The following is a 20,087-nucleotide window of genomic DNA, read 5'->3' as shown; positions in this document are numbered from 1 at the left end:
GCGCGCCTGCGGCGCAAGCCATTCCCCCCGTCCGGGCCCTTCGGCCCGGGCGGGGCCCCCGCCGCGCGCGGGGCGCGCGCGGTCGGGTCAGCCGTCCTCGGACGGGTCGAAATGGCCGTGGCTGGTCTTGTCCCACCAGAAGGGTTTGCGCACCAGTTCCCACGCCGCCTTGTAGGAGGCGAGCGCGCCCAGCGGAAAGTAGAAATGCAGCATCACCGACCAGAGCGGCGACAGCCGGTTGGGCGTGAGCCGCATCGCCGCGATGGTGATCGCGATCAGCAGCCCTTCGGTGAACAGGAAAAGCCCGGTCAGACCGGCATATAGCCCGGGTGGCAGGGTTTCGGCCACCGGATGCGGCAGGCCCAGCGGCACGAGCCAGAAGCTCCATAACACCGGGGTCAGCACATATTGCGAGATCGAGGTGAGGAACAGCACCTGAAACCCGGCGAATTGCCACCAGCCCAGTTGCCGCAGCAGCAGAGCCGGGCGGCGCATATGCACCCCATAGGTCATCATATAGCCCTTGAGCCAGCGCGAGCGTTGCTTGATCCAGGGCAGGGCGCGGCAATTGGCCTCTTCGAAGGTGGTGGTGTTGACCAGTTCGGTGCGATAGCCGTGCCGGGCCAGACGCATGCCCAGATCGGCATCTTCGGTGACGTTATGGGCATCCCAAGCGCCCAGCTCCTCCAGCACGTTGCGACGGAAGAACAGCGTCGTGCCGCCCAGCGGCACCGGCAGGCCCAGCCGGGCCAGGCCGGGCAGCAGCACGCGGAACCAAGTGGCATATTCCATGGTGAAGCAGCGGCTGAGCCAGTTGGTGCGCGGATTGTAGAAATCCAGCACGCCTTGCAGGCAGGCGACCTCGGGGCCGCAGCGCAGGAACCGCGCGGCGATCTTGCGGATCTGGTCGGGTTCGGGGGCGTCTTCGGCGTCATAGATGCCGATGATCGAGCCGCGGCACAGGTTCAGCGCATGATTAAGCGCCCGCGGCTTGGTGCGGATGCTACCATCGGGGACCACGACGATGCGCATCCAGTTCGGTAGCGCGGCCCGGCGCAGCGCGCGGCGGGTCACCTGGTCATCCTCCTCGACCACCAGCAGGCAATCCAGCCTTTCGCGCGGATAATCCAGCCGCGACAGGCGCCGCACCAGCCGCGCGGCAATGTCGCCCTCATTATACAGCGCGACCATGACCGAGACGGTGGGCAGGATGTCGCTGTCGCGCAGCGGCGGGTCGGGGCTGCGCCGATGCAGGGCGGCAAAGATCGCGGCGGTGCGCATCGCGGTGGCGAGCAACAGCGTGAAGGCCGCCCAGAAGGACAGCAGCCAGACCAGGCTGGCCGGGGCCAGCACCGCCCAGGCCAGCAGCAGCGCCGCCACCGCCCGCACCGCCGCCAGATGCGATGCTTGGCCCCAGCCCCGGCAACTTTCGCTGTCGGGCACCCGGCTGATCGCGCGCTGGTCGAGATGCCGGCCCCGCAGCGCCAGCAGGGCTTCCTCCAGCCGCGGGGCGGAGGTCAGCGCCATGGCGACCGGACCGAACAGCGCGGTCAGGCGCGGGCGCTCGCGTTCGAAATCTTCGGGGAAGGGGGTGGCGATCAGGGTCAGCCCGCCGGCCATACGCCAGGGCAGCAGCCCCGCGCGCAGGCATTCGACGGCGCCCAGCCGGTCGATCAGCCGCGGATCGGGGGCGATGGCGTCGAGATCGGCATGGGCCAGCCCCCAATGCCGCGCGAGGGTCTGACCCAGACGTGCCTCGCTGATCAGGCCGCGGCTGAGCAGGATATCGGCCAGCCGTCCGCCGACCTGGGCATGTAGCGCCAGCGCCTGCACCATGTCATCGGGCGCCACCACACCTTCGCGCAGCAAAAGCAGGCCCAGCGTTTCGGAATCCGGGCCTTGTTGCCGGCGCGGCCTGGCCACCAGCTCCAACCGCCGCGCCCTTGGGGCGGGGGCGTCCTGCGGGGGCCGGGGCAGCGGGACAAGGCTCATCTCGGGACAGGCTCCGTTTTCAGGAGCCTGACGCGAGAAAGGTTAAGGTATGGTTAACCCCACTCCGGTAGCGGCCCGGCGGATCAGCCGGCGCGACGCGCGCGCATCGCCTCGGCGAAGCGCTCGAACAGGTAGAAGCTGTCCTGCGGGCCGGGGCTGGCCTCGGGGTGATGCTGGACCGAGAAGACCGGCTTGCCCTCGACCGCGATGCCGCAATTGGTGCCGTCGAACAGCGAGACATGGGTTTCCACCACGCCGGCCGGCAGGGTCTGCGCGTCCACGGTAAAACCGTGGTTCATCGAGGTGATCTCCACCTTGCCGGTGCCGACCTCCTTGACCGGATGGTTGGCGCCGTGATGGCCGTGGCCCATCTTGACCGTCTGCGCGCCAAGCGCGAGCGCGAGCATCTGGTGGCCAAGGCAGATGCCAAAGACCGGCAGGTCGCGCTTCAGCACCTCCTGGATCATCGGCACGGCATAGCTGCCGGTCGCGGCCGGGTCGCCGGGGCCGTTCGACAGGAACACGCCCTCGGGGTCATGGGCCAGCACCTCTTCGGCGGTGGCGGTGGCGGGCAGGACCGTCACCTCGCAGCCGGCCGAGGCGAGGCAGCGCAGGATGTTGCGCTTGGCGCCGTAATCCACGGCGACCACACGCAGGCCCGGGCCTTCGCGGCGGCTGTAGCCTTCGGGCCAGGCCCAACGCATCTCATCCCAGCGATAGCTTTGCGCGCAGGTCACGTCCTTGGCCAGATCGAGCCCGACGAGGCCCTGCCAGGCGCGGGCCTTGGCCACCAGCGCCTCGATGTCGAATTTGCCTTCGGGATCAAAGGCCAGCGCCACATGCGGCGCGCCCTGTTGCCGGATCGCGCGGGTCAGGCGGCGGGTGTCGATGCCGCCGATGCCGATGCGCCCCTTGGCCGCCATCCAGGCTTGCAGATCCGAGGTGGCGCGCCAGTTCGACGGCTCGGTCGGATCCCATTTCACCACCATGCCGGCCGCGACCGGCTCGGTCGTTTCGTCATCCTCGGCGGTGACGCCGGTATTGCCGATATGCGGGAAGGTGAAGGTGACGATCTGCCCGGCATAAGAGGGATCGGTCATGATTTCCTGATAGCCGGTCATCGCGGTGTTGAACACCAGTTCTGCCACCGTTTCACCCACGGCGCCAAAACCCTTGCCGTAGAAGATCGTGCCGTCTGCGAGGGCGAGGCAGGCGGTGGGGACTTGCGTCTGGGGCATGGCGACTCTCCGGATAAACGGGGGGAAACTACGGTCATGGCCCCGGGGGGTCAAGCGGAATGCGACCTGTCGGAGGGCAAAAATGTTGTATAATAAAATCAATAAGTTACGCATTATTGCAACCATTGTGTTACAAAGCGTGAGCGGATAGGATGGGGCTTCCCGAAACAGGCCAACGGAGTTTCCATGAGCTTGCGCGACCAGCTTCAGACCACGCTGAAAGAAGCGATGAAGGCCAAGGAGGCCGACCGTCTTTCGGCGCTGCGCCTGATCAATGCCGCCATCAAGGACCGCGAGATTGCCGTGCGCGCCGAGGGCGGCGAGGTGGATGATGCCGCGATCCTGGCCATTCTGGGCAAGATGGTGAAGCAGCGCCAGGAAAGCGCCCGCGCCTATGAAGAGGGCGGCCGGCTGGAACTGGCGGAAAAGGAACTGGCCGAAATCAAGGTGATCTCGGAATTCCTGCCCAAGCAGCTGAGCGCCGATGAGGTCTCTGCCGCCATTCAGGCCGCGATTGCCGAGGCGGGTGCCACCAGCATCCGCGACATGGGCAAGGTCATGGCGGTGCTGAAGGGCAAATATACCGGCCAGATGGATTTCGGCGCCGTCGGCCCGACCGTGAAAGACATGCTGGCCTGACCGGGCCGGATGGAAGGCGCCCCCGGTTCAGCCGGGGCGCCCGCGCCGCGCGGCAAGGCGGGCGCGCAGCTCTGCCTCCAGGCTCTGCCGTTCCTCGGGGGTGAGAAAGGCGCCGATCTCCACCACGCGCGGGCCCCCTTCCAGCGTCAGATAGTCAGGCACCGGGCCGCCCTGGCCATGGCGTGTCACGCGCACCCAATAGGGGTTCGCCTCCCATTGGCGGCGCTGGCGCCCCGGGCCGCTGCGCGTCAGGGTGATGCGCGCCTCGGTCAGCACCAGTTCCTCCAGGATGGCGCCGTCACGATAGGATCGCTCCAGCGCCCACCAGATTGCGGCGATGGCGGCGACCAGAAAGGGCAGCAAGGCCCAGAGGACCGGCGAGCCGATCACCGCCAGCAGCGGCACCGCGATCAGCGCCGCCGTGCCGCCGACAAACCACACGAAACCGCGCCTCGGCAGCGACCGATAGGGCCACAGATGCAGCCGGTCGCCGTCGGGCGCCGAGGGAAGCCATTCATAGGGCATGTCCCCTTTCTAGCGCGGTTTTCCGCCGGGAAAAGGCCCTGATTGCGCCGGGTTCCGCGCATTGAATGGCGCGGTCAGACCTCTGCCCCGCAAGGCCCCGACCTTGGTCCGAAGCCGGGACGCGCCAATTGCGCTAGGCATGATGCGGCAAGGGCCCGGCCTGGGCCCGATAACAGGAGACAGAGAGATGAGCAGCTCCGACGACCGCTACAAGTTCACCTTCGACGCCAATGGCGTGGCCACCGCGGCCTGGGAATGGGACGACGGCGCCTTTGAACGCGACCAGATCGACAGTGACGAAAGCTTTACCCTCTATGGCGACGCGGTGCTGCATCGCGAACATTCCGGCGTCGATGCCGAATGGGCGGTGCTGGTGCAGGTGCCGGGCAGCGATGTCTGGCACGAGGTCGCCGATGGGCATGGCGTGCTGGAACCGGCCGATATTCCCGGTGTGCTGGCGGGCCTGGGCGGCAGTGCGGGCGATGATGACCGGATCGAGGAGGGCGATGTCTACCGCATCACCTTCAACGCCGATGGCAGCGTCGCGCAGATCTTCGAACAGAAGGACGATGGCCGCGAGGAGCGCGAATATATCTCGCGCGATGAAACCTATACCGTGGTCGGGGATCATGTCGTCAAGGTCGAGGCCGATGACGACGGCCCGGAATGGGAGATCTATGCCCAACTGACCGGCACAGATCTCTGGGTCGAGGTGGCCGATGGCCATGGCGCGCTGACCCTGACCGAGGCCGGCGTCGCGGCCGCCATTGCGGCCGAGGATGGCCGCGCCGACAGCCAGGACGACGATGACGAATATCGCGGCGGACGGGACGATGACCGGTTCAGCGGCGGCTTCGACGACGATGGCGACGATTGCTATCGTGGCGGCGCGGGCGATGACGACGTGGTCTTTGCCGGGCGGTCCGGGGTGCGGGTCGATCTGTCCCATACCGGCGCGCAGAATACCGGGCACGGCAATGACCGCTTTATCAGCATCGAGGATCTGACCGGCGCGGCCGGCGATGACCGGCTGTCGGGCAATGCCGGCAGCAACGATCTGCGCGGGCGCGGCGGCGATGACCGCCTGACTGGCCGGCGCGGCGCCGATGATCTGGGCGGCGGTGCGGGCGATGACACGCTGATTGGCGGGCAGGGCGCGGACGACCTGACCGGTGGGCGCGGGGCCGATGTGTTCCGCTTCCGCGCGGCCAGCGAGATGCGCGGCGACGAGATCAGCGATTTCCATCGCGGCGAGGATCATCTGTCGTTCCGGGGCCTCGGGGTGGATTTCATCGCGCGGCGGGCGTTTTCCGGCGAGGGCGAGGCGGAGCTGCGCTTTACCCGCGATGCCGATGGCGTGAACCTCTTGCTGGACCGTGACGGCGACGGCACCGCCGATGCCCGGCTGGAACTGCACGGGCTGAGCGGCCTCGGGCTGGGGGATTTGATCCTGTAAGCCGCCATTCGGCACTAACGGTTGCAAGCCCCGGCATTCGCCGGGGCTTTTTTCGACAGAAGTCCCGCGCGTGGGCGTATCGTGGTTCTGGTTCGTTGCACGAGGTTTCCATGCTGTCCCGCCGTCATCTTCTGACCTCCGCCGCCGCGCTTGCGCTGAGCGGCGCCCTTGCCCCCGCCGTGCAGGCACAGGAGGGTGGGCCGCCGCCGCCGCCGGCCAATGCGGTGCTGAAGGGGGCGGTCGCGGTGACGCGGGTGTTCGGCGACGGGCCGCGCCTGATCGCGGTTGCGCTGGCTTATGACCGGCCGATCGCGGCCAAGAGCGTGGGCCTTGCGGGATTCGCGGTTGCGGGGCGCACCGTCACGCGCGCTTATGCCGCGCTCTCTTCGGCCCCGGCGCCGGTGCCGGCGGATGGCAACTTTGTCATCATCGAACTTTCCGAAGACGATGACGCGGCCCGGCTGGTGGCGATGAATGGGCGCGAGGCCCGGCGCCTCCTGCCCGTTGCGCGCGTGACTGCCACCCCTGCGATGCAGGCGGTCGAGGGCAGCGCCGTGCCACCGCTTGCCCTGCCGGTCGAGACGACGATCATCCGCAATCTGGTGATCGACGATTTCCGGCAACTCAGCTTCACCGATCCGGGCACGGGGCTGACGCTGGCCTATAATCTGTATGTTCCGGCGGATTACGATCCGGCCCGGCGCTATCCGCTGGTGCTGTTCATGCATGATGCCGGGGTCACCAGCCCGGTGGCGGATAATACGCTGTTTCAGGGCCTGGGTGCCGTGGCCTTTGCCGATCCGGCCGATCAGGCGCGCCATCCGGCCTTTGTGCTGGCGCCGCAATATGACGCGCAGATTGCCAATGACCAGTCGCAGACCACGCCGCATATGGAGGCGACGATTGCGCTGGTTCAGGCCCTGGTGGCGCAATACGGGCTGGATCGCACGCGGCTTTACGCGACCGGCCAGTCGGGCGGCGGCATGACCGCGATCGCGATGAACCTGAAATATCCCGACCTGTTCGCGGCCAGCCTGCTGGTGGCCTGCCAATGGGATGCCACGCTTTGCGCGCCGCTGGCGGGCAAGAAGCTCTGGGTCGTGGTGGCCGAAGGCGATACCAAGGCCTTCCCCGGCCAGACCGCCATCATGGAGGTGATCGAGGCCGCCGGCACCCCGGTAGCCCGCGCGACCTGGGATGGCAGCGCCAGCCCCGAAAGCCTTGCCAAAGCCGTCGCCGCGCAAGAGGCCGAGGGGCGGCAGATCAACTTCACCGCCTTTGCCCGGAATACGGTGGCGCTGCCCGGCCAGACCGGCGGCGCGGTCGATCATCTGGGCACCTGGCGCATCGCCTATGGCATTTCCGGCCTGCGCGACTGGCTCTTGCGTCAGACGCTCTGACCCCTCCGCCCAAAGCAAAAGGCCCCGGCGGTGCCGGGGCCTTTCCTGTTTCGGGGGGCGCCTTAGTGGGCGTGGCCCTTGTCCCAGTCCTCACGCTTGGGCAGCTGCTCGAACGTATGTTCGGGCGGCGGCGAGGGCAGGGTCCATTCCAGCGTGTCGGCATATTCGTTCCAGTAGTTCTTTTCGGTCACGCGCTTGCCGAAGAACAGGCTGTAGAACACGATGCCGATGAAGAACACGAAGGATGCGAAGGCCAGGAAGGCGCCGATCGACGAGATCTTGTTCCAGTAGGCGAAGGCCTCCGGATAGTCGATATAGCGGCGCGGCATGCCCTGACGGCCCAGGAAGTGCTGCGGGAAGAAGGTCAGGTTCGCGCCGATGAAGAACAGCGCGAAATGCAGCTTGCCCGCCCATTCCGGGTAGTGCCGGCCCGACATCTTGCCGAACCAGAAGTAGATCCCGGCGAAGATGCAGAAGGCAGCGCCCAGCGACATGGTGTAGTGGAAGTGCGCCACGACGTAATAGGTGTCGTGATAGGCGCGGTCGATGCCGGCCTGGCTCAGCACGATGCCGGTCACGCCGCCCACGGTGAACAGGAACAGGAAGCCCAAGGCGAACAGCATCGGCGTCTTGAACTCGATCGAGCCGCCCCACATGGTCGCGATCCAGGAGAAGATCTTGATGCCGGTCGGCACCGCGATCACCATGGTGGCGGTCATGAAATAGGCCTGCTGGGTCAGCGACATGCCGACGGTATACATGTGGTGCGCCCAGACGACGAAGCCCAGAACACCGATCCCGACCATCGCATAGACCATCGGCAGATAGCCGAAGATCGGCTTGCGCGAGAAGGTGGCGATCACCTGCGATGCGATGCCAAAGCCCGGCACGATCACGATATACACTTCCGGGTGGCCGAAGAACCACAGGATGTGCTGATACAGGATCGGGTCACCGCCGCCCGAGGGCGAGAAGAAGGTGGTGCCGAAATTGCGGTCGGTCAGCAGCATGGTGATGGCGCCGGCCAGCACGGGCAGCGACAGCAGGATCAGCCAGGCGGTGACGAAGACCGACCAGGCGAACAGCGGCACCTTGTGCATGGTCATGCCGGGGGCACGCATGTTCAGGAAGGTGGTGATGATGTTGATCGCGCCCAGGATCGACGAGGCACCCGACAGGTGCACGGCGAAGATCGCGAGGTCCATCGCATAGCCGGCCTCGGTGGTCGAGAGCGGCGGATACAGAACCCAGCCCACGCCCGCGCCGGCCTGGTCATTGCCGCCCGGCGAGAAGACCGAGGCCACCGCCAGCGAGGTGCCGGCGACATAGAGCCAGAAGGACAGGTTGTTCATGCGCGGGAAGGCCATGTCCGGCGCGCCGATCTGGAGCGGCATGAAATAGTTGCCAAAGCCCCCGAACAGCGCCGGAATGACGACGAAGAACATCATCAGCACGCCATGCGCGGTGATCGAGACGTTCCAGAGATGCCCGTTCGGGGTGCAGGTCTGCGCCGCATCGGCAAACAGCCGCGCGCCTTCAAGGCACATGTGCTGCACGCCCGGTTCCATCAGTTCCAGTCGCATGAAGACGGTGAACAGCACCGACAACAGGCCCGTGGCGCCCGCGACGAAAAGATAGAGAATCCCGATATCCTTGTGGTTCGTAGACATGAACCAGCGGGTAAAGAAGCCCCGCGTGTCGTGTTCGTGGCCATGAATGGCTGCGTCCGCCATTGGCTCCTCCCGTTATGTTGCGTCAAAACGGCGGTCGGGTGGGAATCCCGCCGCCTGATACGGCTTTTCTAGAGCGGAGCCGCAGCGGCGGCAATCGCTGACTTTGATCTGTATCAAGAATTCGCGATCGTGGCGCATATGCCGCTGCGACGGAATGACGCAGCCCTGCGCGCAGCCCGAGCCGCGACATGCGAAAAGGGGCGCCCCGCAGGGCGCCCCTTTCCAGCTTTCGCCGTGGCGAAGCTTATTGCTTGACCGAGGCCAGATAGGCCGCCATGTCCTCGCCGCCCTTGGTCAGCTTGAAGGTCATCTTGGTCTTCAGCGCGGCGTCGCCCACCTTTTCCTCGACGTATTTGTTCGGGTCGGCGACATATTCCGCCAGATCTTCCTCGGTCCAGACCTCGCCGGACTCGCCGAGCTTGATCAGCGCGTCGGAATATTTGAAATCGGCGGCCGAACCGGCGGCACGACCGATCACCCCGTACAGGTTCGGCCCGGTCTTGCCGCCCTTCTGGATCACGGTGCCATCATCGGCGACGATCATGTGGCAGGCCTTGCATTTCTTGAAATCGGCCTCGCCCTTGGCGGCGTCACCCTCGGCAAACGCCGGGGCGGCAAGCGCGAGGGTCGCGAGGGCGGCGGTCAGCATCAGTTTCATCTCGATCGTCCTTGTCTGGCGTCAGGCTTGGGACAGGCCCGCGGTTACATTGGTCGCGGTATACGCGCGAGGCGTTTCATACCGCTCGGACCGGTGCATACCATGGGACTGTGTGTCGCGGTTTGACAATTGTCAAAATGTCTATGGCGCGACGTCAGGGCTCTGGCAGGCGGGCGGGGCCTCCATCACCCGGGCAAAGCTCGCCATCAGTGCCGCGTCCAGGTCGGCCATGGTCACCGGCAGGCCCAGATCGACCAGACTGGTGACCCCGTGATCGCGGATGCCGCAGGGCACGATGCCGCCGAAATGCGCCAGATCCGGCTCCACATTGATCGAGATGCCGTGAAAGCTGACCCATTTGCGGATCTTGATGCCCAGGGCCGCGATCTTGTCTTCGGCGACCGAGCCGTCGGCATTGCGCGGCCGGTCGGGCCTTTCGACCCAGACGCCGACCCGGCCGGGCCGGATCTCGCCCCGAACATTGAATTCGGCCAGCGCCGCGATCACCCAGTTTTCCAGCTTGCGCACGAAACAGCGCACGTCGCCGCCGCGCTTTTTCACGTCAAGCATGACATAGACGATTCGCTGACCCGGGCCGTGATAGGTGTATTGCCCGCCACGCCCGACATCGAAGACGGGAAAGCGGTCCGGCTCCACCAGATCCTCGGGCCGGGCCGAGGTGCCGGCGGTATAGAGCGGCGGGTGCTCCAGCAGCCAGATCGCCTCATCGGCGGTGCCGGCGGCGATGGCATTGGCGCGGGCCTCCATCGCGGCCAGCGTTTCGGGGTAGGGGCTGAGGCCCGGAAGATGGGTCCATTCCACCATGGCTGGTGCATTTCCTCTCGCATTCAGGGCGTGTCGTGCTAGGCTTGGGGCAATTGATCAACGCCTTTTCAGGAGTCTTGCTATGAAAGCGATGACCGTTGCAACCTGTTGTGCGCTGGCTAGCGCTTTGGCTTTCACCCCCGCAGAACCTGTGCGCGCCGATGCGGGCGATGCGATTGCGGGCGCCATCGTGGGCGGGCTGATCGGCCACGCCATTGCCAAGGACCAGCAGCGCCGCAAATCGCAGGGCACCACGACGCGCCGCTCCACCAAGGCCGCCACGCCCAAACCCTCCATGTCCTCGGCGCAGCGCGAACAGAACCGCGAGGTGCAGACCGCGCTGAACCAGTTCGGCTTCAATGTCGGCACGCCCGATGGCGCGCTTGGCCCGAAAAGCCGGGCGGCGATTTCGCAGTTCCAGGCGACGCTGGGCTATCCGCCCACCGGGCAGCTGACCGAATACGAACGCTCGATCCTGGTCACCGCCTATCACCGGTCGGTCGCGGGCGGCCCGGCGGTCAGCCAGGTCGTCGCCACGCATCCGATGGGGATGAAGGGGCTGCTTCTGGTGCAGCGCGACGAGATGGCGGGCCTGCCCTCCACCGCCGTCAGCAGTGCCGGGATGGCCGCGCCCGCCGCCGTGGGGGCCGCGACCGCGGCGCTGCCCGCGCTGGTGGCCGAACCCGCCCCGGCGGCCCCGGCACCGGCGGCAACCGCGCTGCCCATCTTTGGCGGCACGCTGGTCTCGCTGTCGTCGCATTGCAATACGGTTTCGCTGAAGACCAATGCGAATGGCGGTTATGCGACGCTGGCCTCGATGTCGGACCCGTCGCAGGCGCTGTCGGAGCAGTTCTGCCTGAGCCGCGCCGCCGCGATCCAGCAGGGCGAGGAAATGGCCCGCGCCGTGCCCGGCGTCACGCCGCAACAGGTGGCCGAACAGTGCAAGGCCTTTGGCCCGGTGCTGAAGGATCACGTCACCGCCGTTTCGCTGAAGCCCGCCAATGAGGTGCTGGCAGGGGTGGCGCAATTCGTCGCCAGTTCCGGCATGTCGCCGGCGCAACTGTCGGGCACGTCGAAGATCTGTCTCGGCGTCGGTTATGCCACCGATGATGTCGAAGTGGCGCTTGGCTCGGCCCTGGTGCTGACCGCGCTTGGCGAACAGGGCTATGCGGCGCTGCCGGGCTTCCACTTGGCCGACGGCATCGGCGCGACGCGCCGGCCCGATCTGGCGCTTGGCTGGATGGAGATGGGGCAGGGCCCGTCGATCGGCGCCGCCGCCGGTCAGCAGGATCTGGTCCACAAGGCGATCTTCGCGCTGAACGGGCGCAGCGATGCGCCCGCCGCCCCCGCCGCGCCGCTGCCGGTGCTGGCCCCCGCCACGCCCGCCCCGGGCACGGTGGTTGAACTGGCCCCCGTCGCGCCCGCGCCGGTGCAGCAGGCCGCGGTCACCGAACCCGCGCCGCAGCCCGCAGCCCCCGCCATGCCGGCAGCTCAGCCCGCGGTCGCGGCCAAGGCCGTTTCGGTGATGACGGCGCTGCCGCGGCTGATGCTGGGCAACTGAACCCGGGCCAGCGGATACGATTTCGGGCCCCTGCGCGGGGCCCGAAAAATTTTAGCGCGCCCGGTCGCAAATCCCCTTTTCATCGCCCATGGCCTGCGCTAGACAGCGCCCACCAAGCCAAGACATGCGGATGTGGCGGAATTGGTAGACGCGCAGCGTTGAGGTCGCTGTGGGGTAACTCCCGTGAAGGTTCGAGTCCTTTCATCCGCACCATCCCGCTCTTGCAGGGAATTCGAAAGCGCCGGGTCCAGCACCCGGCGTTTCGCGTTTCCGGCCCCGAAACCAGGGTGTCATGCGGCGAATCAGACTGGCAGATGACGGATTTGCCCGCAAAACCGGCGGTTTTCGGGGGTTGTGCCGCCGCATTATGCGCTAGACGATCCCGCCAAGGTGATTCTCTCTCCCCCTGAGTTGTATACCGTTGTAGACCCTGCCGGGGGACGGGCGCGGGCGCAAGAAATGCGCCGTTCTGCGTCGCCGGAATGTCGTTTTATGTCCGGTCTTCGCCGTCTGACGCAACGACAATGCCTTCTGTCAGATGGCCGTTGCAATGGGCCGGGGCATCCGCTTTAGTCGGGGCAAGAACAGTGCAGGATCACCTGCCGTAACACGGGGAGACCGGGGTGGCGTCAGAAACCCGCAGCGACGATTTCGTCGTCTTCGATCATGTTCAGAAAAGCTATGATGGCGTTTCTCTGGTCGTGAAGGATCTCAATCTCAATATCGGGAAGGGGGAATTCCTGACCATGCTCGGGCCGTCCGGCTCTGGCAAGACGACCTGCCTGATGATGCTGGCCGGGTTCGAGACCGCCACGCATGGCGAGATCAGGCTCGATGGGCGCAACATCAACCTCGTGCCGCCGCACAAGCGCGGCATCGGCATGGTGTTCCAGAACTACGCCCTGTTCCCGCATATGACGGTGGGCGAGAACCTGTCCTTCCCGCTCGAGGTGCGCGGCATGGGCAAGGACGAGCGCGAGACCAAGATCAAGCGCGCGCTGGACATGGTGCAGATGGGCGCCTTTGCCAATCGCCGCCCCGCCCAGCTTTCGGGCGGCCAGCAACAGCGGATCGCGCTTGCCCGCGCGCTGGTCTTCGATCCGGCGCTGGTGCTGATGGACGAACCGCTCGGCGCGCTGGACAAACAGCTGCGCGAACACATGCAGTTCGAGATCAAGCACCTGCATGAAAGCCTGGGCATCACCGTGGTCTATGTGACCCATGACCAGGGCGAGGCGCTGACCATGTCGGACCGCGTCGCGGTGTTCAACGATGGCCGCATCCAGCAGCTTGCCCCGCCCGCCGATCTGTATGAACGCCCCGACAACAGCTTTGTCGCGCAGTTCATCGGCGAGAACAACAAGCTGACCGGCGCGGTCGAGGAACTGTCGGGCGACAAGGCGCTGGTGCGGCTTTCGACCGGCGAGCTGATCGACGCGACCCCGGTCAACGTCACCGCCAAAGGGCAGCAGACCCTGGTGTCGATCCGGCCGGAACGGGTGGAGTTCAAACCCGAGATGATGCCCCCCGGCGCGCATATGATCGACGCGACGGTGCTGGAAATCATCTACATGGGCGATATTCTGCGCGCACGGCTGCGCGTCGCCGGCCATGATGATTTCGTCATGAAGATGCGCAACACGATCGGGCAAACCAAGCTCAGCCCCGGCCAGCAGATCAAGATCGGCTGGCATCCGGCCGACGCGCGGGCGCTTGATCCGATGTAAGGAATCCCGGCGGGGCAACCCGCCGGAGACTGCGGTGACCCTGCGGGGCGCCGCCAACAAACCGACCAACCTGGGAGATATCCATGAAGAAACTTCTTGCCGTCTCGACCGCGCTGACCGCCATCGCGGCGCCGGCGCTTGCCGATGTGACCGTGATGTCCTGGGGGGGCTCCTACGCCACCAGCCAGGTCGAGGCCTATATCAAGCCCTACACCGCCGAAACCGGCGTGAAGGTCAACATGGTCGATGCCGACAACCCGGCGACCCCGGTCAAGGCCATGGTCGAGGCGAACAACGTCACCGTTGACATCGCCGACGTGGAATATGCCGACGCGATCCGCCTCTGCGACGAAGGCATGCTGGAAGAGATCGACCCGGCCATGCTGCCGCCGGCCCCCGATGGCACCCCCGCCACCGAAGACTTCCTGCCGGGCGCGCTGACCGATTGCGCCGTCTCGACCATCGTGTTCTCGACCGTCTTCGCCTATGACACGTCGAAATTCCCCGAAGGCCCGAAATCCATCGCCGATTTCTTTGACCTGGAGAAATTCCCGGGCAAGCGCGCCATGCGCAAGGGCGCCAAGGCGAACCTCGAAATGGCGCTGATGGCCGATGGCGTGCCGGCTGCCGATGTCTATGCCACGCTGGAAACCCCGGAAGGGGTGGATCGCGCCTTCGCGACGCTCGACAAGATCAAGAAGGACACGATCTGGTGGGAAGCCGGCGCCCAGCCGCCGCAGCTGCTCGCCGATGGCGAAGTGGCGATGACCACCGCCTATAACGGTCGTATCTTCGCCGCCGCCGTGACCGAAGGCAAACCCTTCGCCGTGGTCTGGGATGGCCAGGTCTATGAATACGACCTGTTCGTGATCCCGAAGGGCGCGCCGAACCTGGAAGAAGCCAAGAAATTCCTGGCTTTCGCCACCGATACGCAGCGTCTGGCCGATCAGGCCAAATGGATCAGCTATGGCCCGGCGCGCAAATCCTCGGGCGCTCTGGTCGGCCTGTTCATGGACGGCAAGACCGAAATGGGCCCGCATATGCCCACCTCGGCCGAGAACCTGACCAACGCGCTGCCCTCGTCCTACGAATTCTGGGTGGACCGCGACTCGGAACTGAACGAGCGTTTCAACGCCTGGCTCGCCGCCAACTGATCCGGCAGGCCTGACTTCGACGGGAGGGGCGCCTGCGGCCCTCCCGTCACCACACCGACCTTCGGCCCTTGCCGGCCCGGGAAATTCCCGGATCGCTGTTTCGTGCCGCCTTGCTTCGCGACGCCCGGAGACCGGGCGCTTCAACCGTCCAGTCTGGCGATGCCGCCAGAGGAGAACGAGCGATGACCGATACCACCGCCCCCCTCACCACAGCCGATGGCCGCCCGCTCAAGGCTGCCCTGGCCGCCGCGCAGTCCCGCGCGCGCCGCAAGGCCTTTTTCCTGGTCGCGCCGCTCTTGCTGTTCGTGGTGGTGACCTTCATCATCCCGATCGGCCAGATGCTGCAACGCTCGGTCTATCATGACGGCTTTTCCAAGGAGGCGCTGAACCTGGCCGCCTGGTTCGACGCCAATCCCGAAGGCACCGCCCCCGACGAGGCGGCCTTTGCCGCCCTGGCCGCTGACCTGCGCCAGATGAAGGACAACAAATCCGCCGGCGAGGCCGGCACGCGCATCAACTATACCGTCCCCGGCACGCGGTCGCTGTTCACCTCCTCGGCGCGGGGCGCCGACAAGCTGGAACCGCCCTTCAAGGAGGCGCTGCTGGCCCAGGACAAGAAATGGGGCGACCCGCTGATCTGGTCGGCCATGCGCGCGGCCTCGTCGCCCTGGACCTCGGATTTCTACCTGATCGCCACCGACCGCGCCCGCACCGCCGATGGCGGGATCGAACAGGTGCCGGAAAAGGAACGCATCTATATCTGGCTCTTTGCCAAGACCTTCGTCCTTTCGGCGCTGATCACCGGCATCTGCCTGCTGCTGGCCTTTCCGATCGCGCATCTGCTGGCAACGCTGCCGATGGCACGGGCCAACCTGCTGATGATCCTGGTGCTGCTGCCGTTCTGGACCTCGCTTCTGGTGCGCACGACCAGCTGGATCGTGCTGTTGCAGGGGCAGGGCGTGGTGAACAACATCCTCGTCTCGCTCGGCCTGGTCTCGGATGACGGGCGGATCACCATGATCTACAACCAGACCGGCACGATCATCGTGATGACGCATATCCTGCTGCCCTTCATGGTGCTGCCGCTCTATTCGGTGATGCGCACGATCAAGCCCTCCTATGCCCGGGCCGCCCGCAGCCTCGGCGCAACCAGCTGGACGACCTTCCGCCGCATCTACCTGCCGCAGACCCTGCCGGGGATCGGCGCCGGCGCGCTGCTCGTCTTCATCCTGGCGGTCGGCTACTACATCACCCCGGCCCTGGTCGGCGGCGCCGATGGCCAGCTCATCTCGAACCTGATCCAGTTCCACATGTCGAAATCCAACTGGTCGCTGGCCGCCGCGCTGTCGGGCATGCTGCTGCTGGGCGTGCTGCTGCTCTACTGGCTCTATGACCGGCTCGTCGGTATCGACAAGCTCAAGCTCGGCTGATCTTCGGGCGGGGCGCCGCAGCCCCCCCTTCATCTGTTCATAAATATCCCGGGGGTCCGGGGGCAGCGCCCCCGGCGGACCGGAACAGGGAGACCGACCTCATGGCCTTGCCCGTCTATGCCGACCCGCTGGAACGTGCCTGGTATTACGCCTATCATGTGATCTGCACCGCAATCTTCATCTTTCTGATCGCGCCGATCCTGATCGTGATGCCGCTCAGCTTCAACGCCGAGCCCTATTTCACCTTCACGCAAAAGATGCTGACCTTCGATCCCGAAGGCTATTCGATGCGCTGGTATGACCTGCTGCTGACCTTCGGCATGGTGGCGCCCGATGCCGCCCGCGACGGGAGCTGGTGGGCCGATGTCTGGCAGAACGCGACCTGGGTGAAGGCGGCCAAGAATTCGATCATCATCGGCTTCTGGTCCACCATCGTCGCGACCGTGCTGGGCACGCTGGCGGCGCTCGGCCTGTCGCGCAGCGAGATGCCGTTCCGCCGCATCATCATGGCGGTGCTGATCTCGCCGATGATCGTGCCGATCATCATCATCGCGACGGGGCTGTTCTTCTTCTACTCCAACCCCTGTTCGATCATCGGCACCGAATGCGGGCGGCTGACATCGACCTATACCGGGGTGGTGCTGGCCCATGCCACGCTGGGCATTCCCTTCGTGATCATCACGGTGACCGCGACGCTGATCGGCTTTGACCAGTCGCTGTCGCGGGCGGCGGCCAGCCTTGGCGCCTCGCCGTCGCGGACCTTCTTCAAGGTGGTGCTGCCGCTGATCCTGCCCGGGGTGATTTCGGGCGCGCTGTTCGCCTTTGTCACCTCGTTCGACGAGGTGGTGGCGGTGCTGTTCATCGCCGGCCCCGAACAGCAGACCATTCCGCGCCAGATGTGGAACGGTATCCGCGAGGCGATCAGCCCGGCGATCCTGTCTGTGGCGACGATCCTGGTGATCATCTCCATCGCGCTGCTGGCCACGGTGGAGCTGCTGCGCCGCCGGTCGGAGCGGATCCGGGGTGTCACGCCGCAGTGACCCTTTGCGAAATGTCCTGAACCCGAGCGGGGGCCCTAGCGGGCCCCCGTTCCGTTTCAGGACCGGAGGGCGCGGGCCGCTGGCCCGCGCGCGGGGGCGCTGCCCCCTGGCGGCGTGCCGCCGCCATCCCCCGGGATATTTGGGAACAGATGAAAGGGGGGGCGTTGCCCCTGTCGCCGGTCAGGGCAGGATTTGCAGCCAGAACCAGATGGTCGCGACCGAGGCCAGTGTGGCGATCAGCACGGCCGAGGCAGCGACGCGTTTTGCGGTGCCGTAGGTATTGGCAAAGAGATAGGCATTGACGCCGGGCGCCATGGCGGCGGTGATCACGGCGGAGCGGATCTGGCCGATATCGAGGCCGAAGCCATGGGCGGCGAGTGCCCAGGTGATGGCCGGATGGATCAGGATCGACAGCGTCACCACCAGGGCGATGACGCGGCCATCGCCTTCGGGTTTGAGGCGCAGCAGCACGCCGCCCAGACCGAACAGCGCGCAGGGGATGGCGGCGCCGGCGATGATCTTCATCGCGTCCCAGACAAAGCCGGGCAGCGGATTGCCGGTGAGGTTGATGATCAGCCCGGCGGCGATGCCCAGCACCATCGGCTGTGTGGCGATGGCACGGCCGACCTGGCGGGCGATGGTGCTGGCCGGCAGGCCGTGGCCGTGGCTGCGCGCCAGTTCCATCGCGACGATGCCGATCAGATAGAGCAGCGGCGAATGGATCGAGATGATGGCGAAATTGGCCGAGAGCGCCTCGGCCCCATAGGCGCGTTCGGTGATCGGCACGCCGAGCAGCAGCGAGTTGGAGAACATCGCGGCAAAGCCGATCGCCACCGCATCGGTTGCCGGTCGGCCCATCAGCCGCGCGCCGAGAAAGCCAAGGCCGAAGCCGCTGAACGCGCCGCTGTAAAAGCTGATGAACAGACCCGGATCGTAGCTGGCGCCGAGGTCGAGCTTGCCGATGCTTTGGGCCAGCAGCACCGGCACCGCGATACCTTGGGCAAAGCGCATCAGCCCGTCGATGGCGGTTTCGCTGATGATGCCGCGCCAGGCGGCGAGCCAGCCGCCGGCGATGACGAGGAAAACCGGCAGGATAACGTCGAGCGCGGCGTTCATGCGGCGGGCAGGTCGATGGTCATCCCGTCATGGGCGGGGGTGACATGGCCCGGCAATTCGGCGGCGAGGGTCGCGTAATCCAGATCGAGATGCATGTTGGTCAGCACGGCACGGCCGGGGGCGGCGCGGGCGATCCAGTCGAGCGTGAGGGCAAGATGGGCATGCGTCGGATGCGGTTTGCGGCGCAGCGCATCGACGATGAAGACATCGAGCCCGGCCAGGAGCGGCCAGCTGCTTTCGGGGATGGCAACGGCATCGGGCAGATAGGCCAGCCCTGCGATGCGAAAGCCGAGCGCGTCGATCGAGCCGTGATCAGCGGTGAAAGGGTGCAGGGTGACGGGGCCGCCAGCGCCCTCGATCGTGAAGGCGCCGTCGATCGTGTGCAGGTCGAGGATCGGTGGATAGGGCGAATCCGCCGGTTGCACGAAGGCATAGCCAAAGCGGGCGATCAGCGCCTCTTGCGTGGGGCCATCGGCCCAGACCGCAAGGCGGTGGCGCAAGTTGAACACGATCTGGCGCAGGTCGTCGATGCCATGCACATGATCGGCATGGGCATGGGTATAGGCCACGCCGTCAAGCTGGCCCACGCCGGCATCGAGCAACTGGTCGCGCATGTCGGGCGAGGTGTCGATCAGCACGCGGGTCGTGCCGCCGGGGCCCATGCGCTCGACCAGCAGCGAGCAGCGGCGGCGACGGTTTCTGGGATTGGCCGGGTCGCAATCACCCCAGTCGCCGCCAAGCCGCGGCACGCCGCCCGAGGATCCGCAGCCCAGGATGGTGAAGCGATACATCAGCCAGTCACCCCCATAGCGGCCCGGGTGAACAGGCGGTCGAAATTGGCGGTGGTGGCGGCGGCGAATTCGGCTTCGGTCAGGCCGAAAATCTGCGCGCCGGTCCGGGCGGTATAGGCGGTATAGGCCGGTTCGTTGCGCTTGCCGCGGAAGGGCACCGGGGCAAGATAGGGGCTGTCGGTTTCCAGCAGGATCCGCTCCAGCGGCGCGGCGGCGAAGATGTCGCGCAGCTCCTGGCTTTTGGGAAAGGTCGCGATGCCCGACATCGACAGGTAAAAGCCCAGATCGAGCGCGGCTCGCGCCAGCCCGGGGCCGGAGGAAAAGCAGTGCATCACACAGCCGAAGGGCCTTGCGCGATAGCCTTCGGTCAGGATCGCGGCCATGTCGTCATCGGCGGCGCGGGCATGGATGATCAGCGGCAGGCCGGTTTCCTGCGCAGCGGCGATATGGATGCGCAGGCTTTCCTTCTGAATCTCGGCGCTGTCGGCGGTATAGTGGTAGTCGAGGCCGGTTTCCCCGATGCCGACCATCTTGGGGTGCTGCGCCAGGGCCACCAGCTGCGCCACGGTGACCGGCGGGTCTTCGGCGGCGCGCATCGGGTGGATGCCGGCGGCGTAGAACAGGCCCTCATGCGCCTCGGCCATGGCGCGGACCTTGGGCTCATTTTCCATCCGGGTGCAGATGGTGACCATGCGGCGCACGCCGGCGGCGCGGGCGGCGTCAAGAATACGGGGCAGTTCGCCCTCGAAATCCGGGAAATCGAGATGGCAATGGCTGTCAACAAGCTCGGGCGGGGTCATGG

At 66.2% G+C, this 20,087-nt stretch carries 17 protein-coding genes and 1 tRNA gene; 9 read left to right on the top strand and 9 right to left on the bottom strand.

Annotated elements, in window-relative coordinates:
• Positions 1 to 87: 87 nt before the first annotated feature.
• Positions 88 to 1,992, bottom strand: a complete 1,905-nt coding sequence (locus FOA17_RS15235; protein WP_149142347.1) for a glycosyltransferase — start codon at positions 1,990 to 1,992, stop codon at positions 88 to 90.
• An 83-nt stretch (positions 1,993 to 2,075) separates the two neighbouring features.
• Positions 2,076 to 3,230 (bottom strand): glutamine-hydrolyzing carbamoyl-phosphate synthase small subunit, encoded by a 1,155-nt coding sequence (carA, locus tag FOA17_RS15230; protein ID WP_149142346.1) that lies wholly within the window; start codon positions 3,228 to 3,230, stop codon positions 2,076 to 2,078.
• A gap of 186 nt (positions 3,231 to 3,416) precedes the next feature.
• On the opposite strand from carA, the gene FOA17_RS15225 reads away from it, so the two are divergent.
• Positions 3,417 to 3,869, top strand: coding sequence for a GatB/YqeY domain-containing protein (locus FOA17_RS15225; protein ID WP_149142345.1), 453 nt, complete (start codon positions 3,417 to 3,419; stop codon positions 3,867 to 3,869).
• A gap of 27 nt (positions 3,870 to 3,896) precedes the next feature.
• Here the strand turns inward: FOA17_RS15225 and FOA17_RS15220 are convergent, their stop codons facing one another.
• Positions 3,897 to 4,394 (bottom strand): DUF2244 domain-containing protein, encoded by a 498-nt coding sequence (locus FOA17_RS15220; RefSeq protein WP_149142344.1) that lies wholly within the window; start codon positions 4,392 to 4,394, stop codon positions 3,897 to 3,899.
• A 187-nt stretch (positions 4,395 to 4,581) separates the two neighbouring features.
• Between FOA17_RS15220 and FOA17_RS15215 the strand changes: the two genes are divergently transcribed.
• Both FOA17_RS15215 and FOA17_RS15210 read left to right on the top strand, forming a co-directional pair.
• A complete protein-coding gene (locus FOA17_RS15215; protein ID WP_149142343.1) occupies positions 4,582 to 5,850 on the top strand; it encodes a calcium-binding protein in 1,269 nt (422 codons plus the stop codon).
• 110 nt (positions 5,851 to 5,960) lie between these two features.
• A complete protein-coding gene (locus FOA17_RS15210; RefSeq protein WP_149142342.1) occupies positions 5,961 to 7,250 on the top strand; it encodes a prolyl oligopeptidase family serine peptidase in 1,290 nt (429 codons plus the stop codon).
• A 62-nt stretch (positions 7,251 to 7,312) separates the two neighbouring features.
• Here FOA17_RS15210 and FOA17_RS15205 read toward each other — a convergent pair whose 3' ends face one another.
• From FOA17_RS15205 to lipB, 3 genes are all read right to left on the bottom strand, one after another.
• Positions 7,313 to 8,983, bottom strand: a complete 1,671-nt coding sequence (locus tag FOA17_RS15205) for a cytochrome c oxidase subunit I (protein WP_149142341.1) — start codon at positions 8,981 to 8,983, stop codon at positions 7,313 to 7,315.
• 244 nt (positions 8,984 to 9,227) lie between these two features.
• Positions 9,228 to 9,641: a c-type cytochrome gene (locus FOA17_RS15200; RefSeq protein ID WP_149142340.1), complete on the bottom strand. Its 414-nt coding sequence runs from the start codon at positions 9,639 to 9,641 to the stop codon at positions 9,228 to 9,230.
• 141 nt (positions 9,642 to 9,782) lie between these two features.
• Positions 9,783 to 10,466, bottom strand: a complete 684-nt coding sequence (lipB, locus tag FOA17_RS15195; RefSeq protein ID WP_149142339.1) for a lipoyl(octanoyl) transferase LipB — start codon at positions 10,464 to 10,466, stop codon at positions 9,783 to 9,785.
• A gap of 127 nt (positions 10,467 to 10,593) precedes the next feature.
• On the opposite strand from lipB, the gene FOA17_RS15190 reads away from it, so the two are divergent.
• From FOA17_RS15190 to FOA17_RS15165, 6 genes are all read left to right on the top strand, one after another.
• On the top strand, positions 10,594 to 12,027 hold the full coding sequence (locus FOA17_RS15190) for a peptidoglycan-binding domain-containing protein (protein WP_238991838.1): 1,434 nt from the start codon (positions 10,594 to 10,596) through the stop codon (positions 12,025 to 12,027).
• Positions 12,028 to 12,153: 126 nt separating this feature from the next.
• A tRNA-Leu gene (locus FOA17_RS15185) sits at positions 12,154 to 12,240 on the top strand.
• A 410-nt stretch (positions 12,241 to 12,650) separates the two neighbouring features.
• A complete protein-coding gene (locus FOA17_RS15180; RefSeq protein WP_149142337.1) occupies positions 12,651 to 13,754 on the top strand; it encodes an ABC transporter ATP-binding protein in 1,104 nt (367 codons plus the stop codon).
• A gap of 83 nt (positions 13,755 to 13,837) precedes the next feature.
• Positions 13,838 to 14,908: an ABC transporter substrate-binding protein gene (locus FOA17_RS15175; RefSeq protein WP_149142336.1), complete on the top strand. Its 1,071-nt coding sequence runs from the start codon at positions 13,838 to 13,840 to the stop codon at positions 14,906 to 14,908.
• A gap of 182 nt (positions 14,909 to 15,090) precedes the next feature.
• A complete protein-coding gene (locus tag FOA17_RS15170; RefSeq protein ID WP_149142335.1) occupies positions 15,091 to 16,338 on the top strand; it encodes an ABC transporter permease in 1,248 nt (415 codons plus the stop codon).
• Positions 16,339 to 16,439: 101 nt separating this feature from the next.
• Positions 16,440 to 17,378, top strand: a complete 939-nt coding sequence (locus tag FOA17_RS15165) for an ABC transporter permease (RefSeq protein WP_149142334.1) — start codon at positions 16,440 to 16,442, stop codon at positions 17,376 to 17,378.
• A 180-nt stretch (positions 17,379 to 17,558) separates the two neighbouring features.
• Here the strand turns inward: FOA17_RS15165 and FOA17_RS15160 are convergent, their stop codons facing one another.
• From FOA17_RS15160 to FOA17_RS15150, 3 genes are read right to left on the bottom strand one after another with little or no spacing between them, the layout of a single operon-like run.
• Positions 17,559 to 18,494: an AEC family transporter gene (locus FOA17_RS15160; RefSeq protein WP_149142333.1), complete on the bottom strand. Its 936-nt coding sequence runs from the start codon at positions 18,492 to 18,494 to the stop codon at positions 17,559 to 17,561.
• Complete coding sequence (locus tag FOA17_RS15155) at positions 18,491 to 19,285, bottom strand: MBL fold metallo-hydrolase (RefSeq protein ID WP_149142332.1); 795 nt, start codon at positions 19,283 to 19,285, stop codon at positions 18,491 to 18,493. The genes FOA17_RS15160 and FOA17_RS15155 overlap by 4 nt, the downstream gene beginning before the upstream one ends.
• On the bottom strand, positions 19,285 to 20,085 hold the full coding sequence (locus FOA17_RS15150) for a TatD family hydrolase (RefSeq protein WP_149142331.1): 801 nt from the start codon (positions 20,083 to 20,085) through the stop codon (positions 19,285 to 19,287). Before FOA17_RS15150 ends, FOA17_RS15155 begins: the two co-directional genes overlap by 1 nt.
• Between the last annotated feature and the right edge of the window lie 2 nt (positions 20,086 to 20,087).

Source organism: Gemmobacter caeruleus, assembly GCF_008271655.1.
GTDB classification, from domain to species: Bacteria; Pseudomonadota; Alphaproteobacteria; order Rhodobacterales; family Rhodobacteraceae; genus Gemmobacter; species Gemmobacter caeruleus.
The sequence above is the reverse complement of the archived record's forward strand: the minus strand, read 5'-3'. Positions and strand labels throughout refer to the sequence as shown.

What these genes read in the sequence shown, in the direction of transcription:
- FOA17_RS15210 (WP_149142342.1), top strand. Translation starts at nt 5,961, where the DNA reads ATGCTGTCCCGCCGTCATCTTCTGACCTCCGCCGCCGCGCTTGCGCTG.
- FOA17_RS15155 (WP_149142332.1), bottom strand. Translation starts at nt 19,285, where the DNA reads ATGTATCGCTTCACCATCCTGGGCTGCGGATCCTCGGGCGGCGTGCCG.
- lipB (WP_149142339.1), bottom strand. Translation starts at nt 10,466, where the DNA reads ATGGTGGAATGGACCCATCTTCCGGGCCTCAGCCCCTACCCCGAAACG.
- FOA17_RS15160 (WP_149142333.1), bottom strand. Translation starts at nt 18,494, where the DNA reads ATGAACGCCGCGCTCGACGTTATCCTGCCGGTTTTCCTCGTCATCGCC.
- FOA17_RS15165 (WP_149142334.1), top strand. Translation starts at nt 16,440, where the DNA reads ATGGCCTTGCCCGTCTATGCCGACCCGCTGGAACGTGCCTGGTATTAC.
- FOA17_RS15150 (WP_149142331.1), bottom strand. Translation starts at nt 20,085, where the DNA reads ATGACCCCGCCCGAGCTTGTTGACAGCCATTGCCATCTCGATTTCCCG.
- FOA17_RS15200 (WP_149142340.1), bottom strand. Translation starts at nt 9,641, where the DNA reads ATGAAACTGATGCTGACCGCCGCCCTCGCGACCCTCGCGCTTGCCGCC.
- FOA17_RS15215 (WP_149142343.1), top strand. Translation starts at nt 4,582, where the DNA reads ATGAGCAGCTCCGACGACCGCTACAAGTTCACCTTCGACGCCAATGGC.
- FOA17_RS15235 (WP_149142347.1), bottom strand. Translation starts at nt 1,992, where the DNA reads ATGAGCCTTGTCCCGCTGCCCCGGCCCCCGCAGGACGCCCCCGCCCCA.
- FOA17_RS15175 (WP_149142336.1), top strand. Translation starts at nt 13,838, where the DNA reads ATGAAGAAACTTCTTGCCGTCTCGACCGCGCTGACCGCCATCGCGGCG.
- FOA17_RS15205 (WP_149142341.1), bottom strand. Translation starts at nt 8,983, where the DNA reads ATGGCGGACGCAGCCATTCATGGCCACGAACACGACACGCGGGGCTTC.
- carA (WP_149142346.1), bottom strand. Translation starts at nt 3,230, where the DNA reads ATGCCCCAGACGCAAGTCCCCACCGCCTGCCTCGCCCTCGCAGACGGC.
- FOA17_RS15170 (WP_149142335.1), top strand. Translation starts at nt 15,091, where the DNA reads ATGACCGATACCACCGCCCCCCTCACCACAGCCGATGGCCGCCCGCTC.
- FOA17_RS15225 (WP_149142345.1), top strand. Translation starts at nt 3,417, where the DNA reads ATGAGCTTGCGCGACCAGCTTCAGACCACGCTGAAAGAAGCGATGAAG.
- FOA17_RS15220 (WP_149142344.1), bottom strand. Translation starts at nt 4,394, where the DNA reads ATGCCCTATGAATGGCTTCCCTCGGCGCCCGACGGCGACCGGCTGCAT.